Here is a 12674-nt window from a genome sequence, read left to right as displayed (position 1 = left end):
GAAAAGATCATGAAGAAATGGATGAACGGATTATCACGTCTCGGATTGTTTCCCAAGCTGTTTCTCGTCATGGTGATTAGTATCATTCTCGTTTCCGTACTTATTTTATGGACTACTGTCCATATGTCGACGAAGCTGTTTACCGAGACATTTAGCATTACAAACTCCAAAGTGCTCAGTCAGATTAAGACCACATTCGAATCCTTTAATGATGCGATTGCGGCCGTCTCCAACAACGTAAGCCAAAGCGGGGCAATTCGCGGTTATCTGTCGGAGGGAGAGGGGGATTCTCTCACGATGGCAAAATCCTATTACAATATGAGGGAATCGATGGATCGTATCCAGTCCATTATGGAATCTTATGAGGTCGGCATTACGATTAGTGGAATTAATGGGCGCACCTATTCTACGGATCGATCCCACCTGAGAATGTCGGTAGAGGAACTAAAAGAACTGCCGATTACAATCGAAGCTGTGGAGACACCGAATCGGCTGATTTTTGACGATTACCGAACGGATGCCGACGTGGGCACACAGCAGATGATTTCAGCTACGAAAGCACTGGCGGATCGGACCGAGAGCCGGATCTACGGAACGCTCTATGTAACCATTAGAGAGAATGTGTTCCGTCAGTTCTACAGCAGTTTTACGAGTAGAGGCAACGATGTGGTCATCCTCAATGAAAATGGGGAAATTGTGTCTTCGAACCGGGAGGAATGGATTGGCACGAAGCAGCTGGATCTTCTTTCTTACGCCAGACAGATGGCCACAAAAAGCAATAATAATGGAATAAATGCAAAGGTCATGGAGCAGGATAGCGTAGTCCTGTCCGAATATCTGCCGTTTTACCGTTTCTATATTATTAACGTCGTTGACAAGGATCAGGCTGTGGGACAATTGCTTGATTTGAAAACCATTGCCTTGATTTGTGCAGCCATTGTGGCTGGGGCGCTTGTACTGGTGTTTTTAATAACCAACCAAATTACAAAGTCGCTGCGCAGGCTCGTGAAGCAAATGTCCAATATTACGAAAAGCGATCTCGATAACTACATTCCGGTTAGTGGAAGTTATGAGAGCAGGCAGATTGGTCATGCGTACAATTACATGCTGGATGAGCTTCATGACTACGTGGATCAGCTCGTATTAACCCAGCGGGAACAGCGCAATGCAGAACTTGCGGCATTGCAAAGCCAGATTAATCCTCATTTTTTGTATAATACCCTGGCTTCGGTGAAGGTACTCGTGCAGCAGGGAAATAAGGACCGGGCAGCAGAGACCATTAACGCATTGATTGCCTTACTGCAAAATACGATCAGCGACGTAAGCGAAACGGTCATGGTAGAGCAGGAAGTGGAGAACCTGAAAAATTATGTCTTCATTAATCATGTCCGTTATGGTGGACGAATCAAAGCGGCCTTTTATGTAGCACCCGACTGTAATCACTACCATGTACCCAAACTTGTCATCCAACCGTTTATTGAAAACGCCTTTTTCCACGCCTTTAACCGCAAAGAGACTGGCACCATTCATGTTCTTGTCTCACGGGCAGGAGAAACGCTCATATGCGAGATCATGGATAATGGAGACGGTATTGAAGGGTTTGCGATGGGCGAATCATTGCCTAATCCCAAAAATAATCGGCAGTTGTTTAGCGGCATTGGCATTCGTAATGTGCATGACCGAATTGAACTGTTGTATGGTGCCCCTTATGGTGTGACGATTATGAGTACGCCAGGCGAGGGGACAAGAGTGACGGTTACACTTCCGCTGATTACAAGCTGAAGAAATGGCACAGATGCAACATGAACTCACATTCTAAACTGATAAAAAGTCTTTCTGTGGTGGCGTGGTCTCCACTAGAAAGGCTTTTTTATTTTTATTAATGAAAGCGGTATTTTGCTTCAATGGTAAAATTTTTGGCTCGATATACTCCAAAATCAAAAGGAATTACCAAAAACCAAATTTAATGCAACCGGTTTCTGTAAAGGTTTTCATTGTGGCAATAAGATGACAAATCCGTACAAAATTATTACTAACGAATGCCGATTTGGGAATGATAAGATGAATACATCGAAAGCAACCGCTTTCAGAAAACGCAAACAAATTACACACAAAGAGGTTGAAGGGGAGTTGAATGATTTGAAAAAAATGTGGGTATTGATGCTCGTTACTGTCCTGCTATTGTCCGCATGTTCTTCCGGTGGAGGAGGCAACACGGCAAGCGAAGGTGATAAAGCATCCAATGAAATTACGATCTGGGCTTGGGACCCATCGTTCAACATTGCTGCATTGAATACAGCAAAAGAAGCTTATGCTAAGGATCATCCTGATGTAAAAATTAACGTTGTTGAATATGCACAGAATGATATTATCCAAAAACTCAACACAGGTTTGAACTCGGGAACAAGCAACGGTCTTCCAAATATCGTACTGATTGAAGACTACCGTGCACAAAGCTTCCTGAACGCCTACCCTGATGCCTTCAAGGATCTGTCTTCCAACTTCACGGCTTCTGACTTTGCCGATTACAAATTGGGACCGACAGCTTATGACGGCAAACAATACGGTGTACCATTTGACTCTGGTGTAACGGGTCTCTACTACAGAACAGACTTGCTGGAGCAAGCTGGTTACAAAGCTGAAGATCTGCAAGATATCACTTGGGATGATTACATCCAAATTGGTAAAGATGTCAAAGCAAAAACAGGTAAAGATCTGATCACTCTTGATCCGAATGACCTGGGTCTGATCCGTATGATGATTCAATCCGCAGGTAAATGGTATTCTGCTGAAGATGGTAAAACACCAGACCTGGCTGGAAATGCAGCATTGAAAGAAGCATTTGTAACCTACAAAGCAATGATGGATGCCAATGTGGTTAAACTGAACTCCGACTGGAGCCAGTTCGTAGCAGCTTTCAATAACGGTGACGTATCCACTATCCCAACAGGTAACTGGATTACACCATCTGTTCGTCAAGAAGCATCCCAATCCGGTCAATGGGCGGTAGCTCCGCTTCCTAAAATGGCTGGTCAACCAAACTCTGTACATGCATCCAACCTCGGAGGAAGCTCCTGGTATGTTATGAACAATGTTCCTGGTGCAGATCAAGCTGCAGATTTCCTTGGCAGTACGTTTGGTTCTGACAAACAATTGTATCAAGACCTGCTTAACGGTATCGGCGCAATCGGAACATACAAACCGGCTACAGAAGGTGAAGCATTTAACAAAGAAGATGAGTTCTTCGGTGGACAAAAAGTGTTTGCAGACTTCGCAAAATGGACTGAAGAAATCCCTAGCGTAAACTACGGTATCAACACATATGCAATTGAGGACATTCTGGTTGTGGAAATGCAAAACTTCCTGAACGGCAAAGCAATTGACGACGTTCTGGCTGATGCACAAAAACAAGCTGAAGCTCAACTAAACTAAGATGATCCACGGTAACTTATAGAACCCAAGGAAGCATCGGAGCCGTTCCACCGTCTGGCGAAGCACACTGCCGACCGGACATGGTGGAAGGCTCCATGGGTTCTATCCATGTTGCATGGAGAGAGAGGAGCCATACTGTGAAAGCCATGAATACAGGAGACAGTCTCCAAAAGAAAAATAATTTGACTGGATGGGCTTTTATTTCGCTCGCTGTCATCGGGATCGTTGCATTCTACTTCTATCCGATGCTGCAGGCACTGCTCTTATCTTTCAAGTCTGGCGTGGGTGCCAATCTTGAATTTACGGGGCTCGATAACTATAAAAGGTTGTTTATTGATACAACGTTCCGTACAGCCGTATCAAATACATTTTTGTATCTGATCATTCAAGTCCCTGTCATGATCATTCTCGGATTGTTCATTTCCGTTCTATTGAATGACAGCACACTGCGCTTCCGCAGCTTTTTCCGTACTGCAATATTTTTACCTTGTGTAACCTCACTGGTTGCCTACTCTGTTGTATTCAAGTATTTGTTCTCTGCAGATGGAATGGTCAATCAATTCCTGATGAATCTGCATGTCATTGCTGAACCGATTCAATGGATCACCGACCCGTTCTGGGCTAAAATTACGATCATAATCGCCGTTACTTGGCGTTGGACCGGATATAACATGATTTTCTATCTGTCTTCCCTGCAAAATATCGATCAATCGATCTATGAAGCAGCGCGTATTGATGGAGCGAATGCATTTACTCAATTTTTCAAAATTACAGTACCATTGCTCAAACCAATTATTCTGTTCACGTCCATTACATCAACGATTGGTACCTTGCAAATCTTTGATGAGATCATGAACATCACCAAGGGTGGACCGGGTAATGCAACGATGTCCATCTCTCAATACATCTATAACCTTTCGTTCAAATATTCACCGGACTTCGGATATGCGGCAACCGTTTCGTATTCCATCGTGCTGATGATTATTGTATTGTCCATCATCCAGTTTAAAGTGGCAGGTGATAAAAATGGCTAAGAACAAAGTGAAACGCATTTTCACCTATGTATTCCTGTCCCTTGTGGCCTTCATATCGATCTTCCCATTTTTCTGGATGCTCGTCAGCTCCACGAATGCTTCGGTAGATGTGACCAAAGGCAGATTGTTACCTGGCTCGGCTTTCTTGGATAACTTCACGAAGCTGCTGGATACCACCAATCTGGTACAGGCACTGGGCAACTCGGCCATTGTGTCCATTATTTCCACAGTGCTTGCACTGTTGATTGGTTCCATGGCTGGTTACGGCTTTGAAGTGTACCGGACGAAATCACGTGACATCGTCTTCAACATCCTGCTGCTTTCTATGATGATTCCGTTCGCAGCGTTGATGGTACCACTCTATCGGATGTTTGCAACCATCTCGGGAATTGCACCGTTTATGGGAATTAACACGATGGCGGCAGTCATTCTGCCAACCATCACAACGGCCTTCCTGATCTTCTTCTTCCGTCAGAACACCAAAATGTTCCCGAAAGAGATGCTTGAAGCAGGCCGGATCGATGGTCTTAGCGAACTGGGTATCTTCCTGAAGATCTACATGCCTACAATGAAAACAACATATGCGGCAGCTGCGATCATTACATTCATGAGCAGCTGGAATAACTACCTGTGGCCACTCGTTGTGCTGCAGACACCAGATCAACAAACGATTCCATTGCTGATCTCCAACCTCGGCTCCAGTTACTCGCCGGATTATGGGGTGATCATGACTGCGATTGTCATCGCCACGCTGCCTACAGCATTAGTGTTCTTCATTATGCAGAAACACTTTGTCGCTGGTATGGTTGGTTCTGTGAAATAATGGAATAGTGGATGTCATCTGAAAAGACTGATGTAGAGAAAAAACACAGAGGACACCAGCAATGGTGTACCTCTGTCTTTCTGTTTGTTATTGGAAGAGGAATTACAGGTCTGAATCTTGAATAACTCATACTATACACTTCGCACTAGAGGGAGAGAGAGCCGATGAAAGCAACACAAGCAGATATCAACTGGCTGGGAGATGTAAGCGTTTTTGAGGTCAACCGACTAAACGCTTACTCGGATCATCGTTATTACAGCACAATGGAGGAAGCACAGACACCAGGAACTATGAAGATGCGTTATGACCTGAACGGAACCTGGAAATTCAATTATGCCATTCGTCCAGATTGCCGGCCTGAACTGTTCTACCAAACAGATTACTCCAGTGAAGGCTGGGATGATATCGAAGTGCCTGGTCACATTCAGCTTCAAGGTTATGGTCAAATTCAATATGTAAATACGCAGTATCCTTGGGATGGATTGAACGAACTGCGTCCGCCAGCACTGCCACAGGACAAAAATGCAGTCGGAAGCTACATTCGGACGTTCCACCTGCCATCAGGATGGCAGAACAATCCGGTATACATCTCCTTTCAGGGAGTAGAGTCAGCATTCTATGTGTGGCTTAATGGTCAGTTCGTGGGATACGGAGAAGATAGCTTCACCCCATCGGACTTCGATCTCACGCCATTCCTTCAGGACGGAGAGAACAAACTGGCTGTGGAAGTGTATCAGCGCAGCACAGGCAGCTGGCTGGAAGATCAGGATTTTTGGCGCTTCTCCGGCATCTTCAGAGACGTATATCTCTATACGGTACCTGCAGCACACATCCGGGACCTGCATGTGGTAACGGATCTGGATGAGTCCTATACAAACGGTACGCTGAACCTCGATCTGAAGCTGGAAGGTAAAGCTTCGGCGGGAGCACGAGTAGAAGCCGAACTGCGCGATGCTGAAGGAAACACCGTGAAAACATTGGGTGGTGTGGATGTTACGAATGGACTTGTTCATCTTCAGGAGGAGATTGGCAAGGTAAACCTTTGGAGTGCGGAAATACCGTATTTGTATCGTTTATACATTCGAGTATATGATGCTGCAGGCCAGCTGGTTGAGGTTGTGCCTCAGTCCGTTGGTTTCCGCAAGTTTGAAATGATCGATAAAGTAATGCATATCAACGGTAAACGCATTGTATTCAAAGGAGTTAACCGTCACGAGTTCAACGCGCGCCGTGGCCGTGCCATTACCAAAGAGGACATGCTCTGGGATGTGCGCACCATCAAACAAAACAATATGAATGCGGTTCGAACATCACATTATCCGAATCAAAGCCTTTGGTATGAATTGTGTGACGAATACGGATTGTATGTTATTGATGAGATGAACCTGGAGACGCATGGTTCCTGGCAAAAACTTGGCGCCGTTGAGCCTTCCTGGGTGATTCCTGGAGATAAGCCAGAGTGGCATGACATTGTCATGGATCGCGCTGTATCCATGGTGGAGCGTGACAAAAACCACCCATCCATTCTGATCTGGTCCTGTGGTAACGAGTCACATGGCGGTGAAGTCATCTACAAAGTATCCCAATACTTCAAATCGGCAGACCCAACACGTCTGGTGCATTATGAGGGAGTTTTCCATGATCGTCGTTTTGATGAGACAAGTGATATGGAGAGCCGCATGTATGCCAAACCAGCAGACATTGAGGAATTCCTGAATGCGAATCCGACCAAGCCTTATATCAGCTGTGAGTACATGCACGCCATGGGTAACTCTATCGGTGGCATGCACAAATATACGGAACTGGAAGACAAATACCCGATGTATCAAGGTGGATTCATCTGGGATTACATCGATCAGTCCATCTATAAGAAAGATCGTTACGGCAAGGAATACCTCGCATACGGCGGCGATTTCGGCGATCGTCCTTCGGACTACTCGTTCTGCGGAAACGGTATCGTACACGCAGATCGCAAAGTAACTGCCAAAATGCAGGAAGTGAAATTCCTTTACCAAAATATCAAGTTGTTCCCGGATCGTGAAGGGGTCAAAATCGTAAACGGAAACCTGTTTGCGGATACATCTGCATTCGAGCTGGTGTACAGCCTGGAACGTGAGGGGCATGAAGTGCTGCGCGGAACGCTGGAAGTTAATGTGCCTGCACAAAGCGAGAAAACTGTAAGTCTTCCACTGGATGCAGACACTCTGGCTGGTGGCGAATATGCAGTTAATGTTGCATTCGTTCTAAAAGCGGCTACCCTCTGGGCGGATAAAGGGGATGAAGTTGCGTTTGGCCAATATATTTTCATACAAGATTCCATTGCAACAGCTGCAGAGGATCTGAATCTGACAAATGATATTCAGGTGGTTGAAGGCGATGTGAATATTGGTGTCCGTGTAGGTCAAACTCACGTGTTGTTCTCCAAAGCCTTCGGCACATTGGTATCCCTCAAACTGTCTGGTCGTGAGACGATTGCACAGCCTCCTGCACCATTGTTCTGGCGGGCAACGACGGATAATGATAAAGGAACAGCAATGGGCTTCGAACTGGGAGCGTGGTATGCGGCTAGCCTGCTGCCAAGATGTGTGGAGTGGAAGGCAGAACAGAAACCAGATCAATATCGAATTGAATTCACGTACAAGCTCAATATTTCTGCAGATGTGCAGGTGAAAGTGGCTTATACTGTGTGTGCAGATGGAAGCGTGCATGTTCGTAACGCCTACAAAGGAACGGCAGGATTGCCTGACCTTCCGATTCATGCCCTGTCTTTCAAAACGTCACCGGAATATGGCAACGTAGAGTGGCTAGCCATGGGACCTGAAGAAAACTATGCGGATCGTGCATTTGGTGCGCGCTTGGGCATTCACGGCAGTAAAGTGGCGGATACGGTTGCGCCTTACCTGGTACCACAGGAGTCGGGCAACCGCACAGGAGTACGCTGGGCGAAACTGACTGATGATGCAGGACGCGGCTTCAAAATTGAGGCTTCTGCAGCTCCGGTTGAGCTGAACGTATCGCCGTATACGGCATTTGAACTGGAAAACGCTCAGCATGTATACGAGCTGCCGCCCGTGCATTATACTGTGGTTACTGTAGCTGGCAAACAGATGGGTGTTGGCGGTGATGATAGCTGGGGTGCACCGGTTCATCCGGAATATCGCATTGCCTCGGACGGCGAACTGGAATTTGAATTTGTCATTCGTGCATTGTAAAAGTCATTTCAAATAAATACAGAACAGGGGTCGCCGTATATCGGAGGCCTCTGTTTTTTGTTGTGGGAAGAAAAGTGGAAAATTGCATTTTGTGAAACCGTTATCGAAGCTTTTTCGTACTGTACGAGACATGGATTGAAGGGGGGCGACATTATGAGCAGAAAGGCAAAAACGGGCGTATGGGTTACCGTACTGGCTGTACTCGGCATCATTGTGGGATGTTTCATCTGGTATTTCAATACGGCTTCGGGTGAAAGGGCGCTGAAAACGATGAGATCCAACAACTCCGGGGGTCTGGAGCGGATTGTTAAGGTGTACAGTGACTCCGGTGAGTTGATTCAGACCTACGAAGGGAAAATCGATGTGCAGGATACGGAATATGGCAACAAAGTGTTATTTGATCTAAATGGAAAACGTGTTGTGATCTACAATGCAACGATTATTACCGAAGAGAAATAAAATGGAAAGAAAGTATATTTCTTGGATTCACGGTTGGTACACGTTTTTTACTTATATGGTAAAATAAAGTGGATGAAGAAAGGGAATTGGAGGTGAGAGGGGGATGTTCATGGAAATGTTTATCGCTCTAATTGCAATTCTAGGTATGGGTGTGTTTTATGCTTTGCTCGTGTATTACCTTGTTTGTCTCATCTCCAAAAAAGCATTTAAGTATACGCTAACCAAGGTTGAGACTATTGAAATACTGGTTTGGCTCGCGATTGTGTTCTTCAGTATTGTGATGATTATCAAGCAGAATTGGAATTTATTCTTACCAGTAGTTTTTCTGTTGTTCCCCATGATAAACTTGCGGCGTTCCAATCGGAAATACCGGGAGATGGAGAACCATGAATAACTGGTAAATTAAGGAGGAGGCTTACTGTGAAACTGAGTAAAACATCCGATACATCCGGGTTAACCTACGTCGCCTCCCTATCTGACGAATTACAGCCTGTTTTTGAACAAGCTGAAATGAAATATCCTGCATGTGATATCGAGCTGTTCTTTGTTTTTCGCTGCCTGCCGGAAGAATATGAACGAGAGTCTTCGGTCAGATATGCCAAAAAAGAGCAGGTGATTTATTTTGACATGACGGTCAGTGAGGACCGTTACAAAGAGTTCAGTAAAAGAAGACAACGGGTTGAGTTAAGTCATTCCTTTTATGCTTTTTTGAGTGAGAAGATAAAGAAATACAAAATAGCGCATTTGGATCATACAGCGTTTCTGAATGACATGGAAGTTTGGCTCAAAGAGATCGGCTGGTTGGAGCCCGAAACAGATGTTGAAGTGGAAGAAGTGTGACTCCTTGTTGAAGAAGGCATACAGTCTTAACTAATGGTTTCCAGTTTCCATACATATTAAAAAGTAAACAAAAACAGGCCCTCCTTCGAGGGCCTATTTTTCATGGGAGAGGAGAAACCGGACGAAGAGCTTATGGGGAAACGTAAGTCTTCTCCGCGGTTGTCTACGACACTTGTGATGTCGATAATTATAGAATGGCCGAAATGTTTCCTTTTTATACATATGCGTCAACAACGGGTCAACAATTTTTTGAAATGAATGGAGACAGACTATTTTTCAAACTGAACCCGAGTGTGGTACGATAGCTGTATCAATAAACTTACATAGAGAGAAAAGGTGACTCATCAGTGAGAGTGGTATCCGGGAGTGCGAAAGGCAGACCGCTGAAGGCTGTTCCTGGCAATGGAACACGTCCGACCACCGACAAGGTGAAGGAAGCGCTGTTTAGCATGATTGGCCCTTATTTTGAGGGTGGTACAGCATTGGATTTGTTTGCGGGTAGTGGTGGTCTCGGAATTGAGGCGCTAAGCCGCGGCATGGACAAGGCTGTTTTTGTTGATTTGGAATCTAAAAGTATTGAAGTGATCCGCGCCAATCTGAAGGCAACCAAGCTGGAGGATCAGGCAGCCATATACCGTAATGATGCAGGCCGTGCATTAAAGGCGCTTGCGAAGCGAACGACACGATTTGATCTGGTGTTTCTCGATCCGCCTTACCGTATGAAAAACGGGGATGAGCTGATGCTTACGATGCATGAACTGGAACTGCTTAAACCGGAAGCGACGATCGTGCTTGAATATGAATCCAAATATAGTTACCCTGAGCAATTCGGCCCGTTTGAACAAACGCGCAAGGCTGTGTATGGGGAGACAGCTGTATCCATCTACGCTTATGCACCTGAGGCATCAAATGATGGAGAAAACAGCATAGCAGAAGAGGAGGCTCCTCATGACTGAAATGATACACAGGCAGGAACGAATTGCCGTATATCCCGGGAGTTTTGATCCTGTAACGATGGGCCATCTGGACATTATCGCCAGGGCGTCCAAGCAATTTGACCGCGTCATCGTGGCTGTACTGAATAATATGAGTAAAAATCCACTGTTCACGGTGGAAGAGCGCAAAGCGCTCATTACAGAAGTTACGGGCCATCTGCCTAATGTGGAAGTGGATAGCTTCCGTGACCTGACAGCCAATTATGTTCGGCAAAAGGAAGCTCAGGTCATCGTACGTGGCATACGCTCCGTGACTGACTTTGAATATGAGCTGCAGCTTGCTTCCACCAACAGCAAGCTGAACCCGGATGCGGAAACCATCTTTATGATGACCAATCCGAAATATTCGTATTTGAGCTCCAGTATCGTCAAGGAAATTGCCCATTACCATGGAGATGTAACCGATCTGGTGTCCCCGGAAGTAGAAACAGCACTTCGCCGGAAAATCAGCGAGAAAAACGGCGGTTAAACCAGTGGGTCAAGCCGGACAGGCTGATCATAACGGCAAGAATGATCGCAAGTCCGATACATACTACTGGGAAGCTGCTCCATAAAATCTCTGCCGCAGCGTTGTTGCCTTCAAGCTGGGATTGCATCGGCAGCAGAGTCGTCTCATCCGCGCTTGCAGAAGGCCAGAACTTAGCTCGTAACTCTGCACTGTAACGGCTAAAGGGTAGCCATAGGAAGACACTTAAGGAAAAGGCAATCAAGGCATGAATTAAACGTACAGCAGCAAAATAGATCATGCTCTTGGATGCCATCCCGGCGGATTTCATCACAGCTGAGACTTGTAAATGGGAGCACAGTCCGCCCCAACCAAGAACCGCAGCTATCAGGGAAATCGTAAGTAAGGGTGCCCATGGCGTTTGACTTAAATGGTATGTGCCCAAATGCACTTCCAATACAGAAGGCCAGAGGGCAGCCGAACTGCCGGGCGTGATGTACAGGCCCAGAAGTCGAATAAACACGGCAAAACCGATGATGTAACCACCGGTCATCATTAGTGTCTGTACGGCATGAGACACGGTGTCACCCAGCAGTTTGCCGAACCCGCGGCCATCTCGGGCTTGGGCTTCACGGGCTGCGTCCATCATTCGAAACCAAAGCCCCTGGTGCGGGCTGCGCTTGGGGGGACTGGCTGCAGTGGAATGTTTTTGGCTACTGCGGTTGAGCCGAATGGCAATGATTGCGGCAATCCATCCGCTGAGCCAATGAATCATAAGCAGAAAGTATCCGGCAGCAGGCTGGTGAAGAAAAGCGGCACCTATGACCAAAATGATCATCATCGGATTGGTGAAATGAGCTGCAGCGACCAAAATAATGGCCTGTTTGCCGGTTATTTGTTGATCCCGGACCAAACGGGACGCTGTGTCCGCCCCAGCAGGAAATCCTCCACACATGCCGACGGCAATGGCTAGTCCAGCTTCGCCGGGGAGGCGAAACCAACGCTGCATCAGTGGTCCCAGCAAGACGCCGAGAGCGTCTGTAAAACCAAATGCAGTGAGCATTTGCGACAACATCAGAAACGGAAGCATTGCGGGGAAGATAATTTTCCACCAGATGTCCAATCCTTGAATGGAGGCATCGAAGGCATCTTTCGGAGATACAACTACAGCGACGACCAGTAACAAAGCGCCGGTACTAAGGAGTACTGACCTGATCGGGTTGGATCCTGTAACCTCGGTCTGCATTGTCATCGTTTCACCTCAAATGAAATAGCGCCGATTCATTCGGCTGCAGTAATCGGATTGGACGGCCGAATGACGTCCAGAGGACGGTTCGGCCTTGACCGGACAAGCCACAGAATACTGCGGCCTATCCGGCCTGTACCATTGTATGCGTGAGAATGAGGATGTTAGACTTATAATTATGGAAGAAA

The 12674-nt window shown here is 46.3% G+C and carries 11 protein-coding genes; 10 read left to right on the top strand and 1 reads right to left on the bottom strand.

Features of this window, described 5'->3' with window-relative positions:
* Positions 1-9 precede the first annotated feature (9 nt).
* From MH144_RS08230 to coaD, 10 genes are all read left to right on the top strand, one after another.
* Positions 10-1782, top strand: a complete 1773-nt coding sequence (locus tag MH144_RS08230; RefSeq protein WP_239298998.1) for a sensor histidine kinase — start codon at positions 10-12, stop codon at positions 1780-1782.
* Between the two features lie 357 nt (positions 1783-2139).
* Complete coding sequence (locus MH144_RS08225; RefSeq protein WP_239299297.1) at positions 2140-3432, top strand: ABC transporter substrate-binding protein; 1293 nt, start codon at positions 2140-2142, stop codon at positions 3430-3432.
* A gap of 146 nt (positions 3433-3578) precedes the next feature.
* Complete coding sequence (locus tag MH144_RS08220; protein ID WP_095287984.1) at positions 3579-4466, top strand: carbohydrate ABC transporter permease; 888 nt, start codon at positions 3579-3581, stop codon at positions 4464-4466.
* Positions 4459-5289 (top strand): carbohydrate ABC transporter permease, encoded by an 831-nt coding sequence (locus tag MH144_RS08215; protein ID WP_239298997.1) that lies wholly within the window; start codon positions 4459-4461, stop codon positions 5287-5289. Before MH144_RS08220 ends, MH144_RS08215 begins: the two co-directional genes overlap by 8 nt.
* A 164-nt stretch (positions 5290-5453) precedes the next feature.
* Entirely contained in the window at positions 5454-8501 is a 3048-nt protein-coding gene (gene lacZ, locus MH144_RS08210; RefSeq protein ID WP_239298996.1) for a beta-galactosidase, LacZ type, read from the top strand.
* A gap of 153 nt (positions 8502-8654) precedes the next feature.
* Positions 8655-8960, top strand: a complete 306-nt coding sequence (locus MH144_RS08205; RefSeq protein WP_239298995.1) for a hypothetical protein — start codon at positions 8655-8657, stop codon at positions 8958-8960.
* A gap of 109 nt (positions 8961-9069) precedes the next feature.
* Positions 9070-9354: a hypothetical protein gene (locus MH144_RS08200; protein WP_239298994.1), complete on the top strand. Its 285-nt coding sequence runs from the start codon at positions 9070-9072 to the stop codon at positions 9352-9354.
* A 26-nt stretch (positions 9355-9380) separates the two neighbouring features.
* Complete coding sequence (locus MH144_RS08195) at positions 9381-9800, top strand: hypothetical protein (RefSeq protein WP_239298993.1); 420 nt, start codon at positions 9381-9383, stop codon at positions 9798-9800.
* Positions 9801-10147: 347 nt separating this feature from the next.
* Positions 10148-10756 (top strand): 16S rRNA (guanine(966)-N(2))-methyltransferase RsmD, encoded by a 609-nt coding sequence (gene rsmD, locus MH144_RS08190; RefSeq protein ID WP_239298992.1) that lies wholly within the window; start codon positions 10148-10150, stop codon positions 10754-10756.
* 1 nt (position 10757) lies between these two features.
* Positions 10758-11264 carry a pantetheine-phosphate adenylyltransferase gene (coaD, locus tag MH144_RS08185; protein ID WP_110822714.1) on the top strand — a complete coding sequence of 169 codons (507 nt, stop codon included), beginning with the start codon at positions 10758-10760 and terminating at the stop codon, positions 11262-11264.
* On the opposite strand, the gene MH144_RS08180 is transcribed toward coaD, so the two are convergent.
* Positions 11242-12492, bottom strand: coding sequence for a nucleoside recognition domain-containing protein (locus tag MH144_RS08180; protein WP_239298990.1), 1251 nt, complete (start codon positions 12490-12492; stop codon positions 11242-11244). The two genes, coaD and MH144_RS08180, sit on opposite strands and share 23 nt — an antisense overlap.
* Positions 12493-12674: the final 182 nt, after the last annotated feature.

Origin of the sequence: Paenibacillus sp. ACRRY (assembly GCF_022346995.1) — a bacterium.
Classification (GTDB): domain Bacteria; phylum Bacillota; class Bacilli; order Paenibacillales; family Paenibacillaceae; genus Paenibacillus.
Note: the sequence above shows the minus strand (reverse complement) of the source record. Positions and strands in the feature narration are given on the sequence as shown.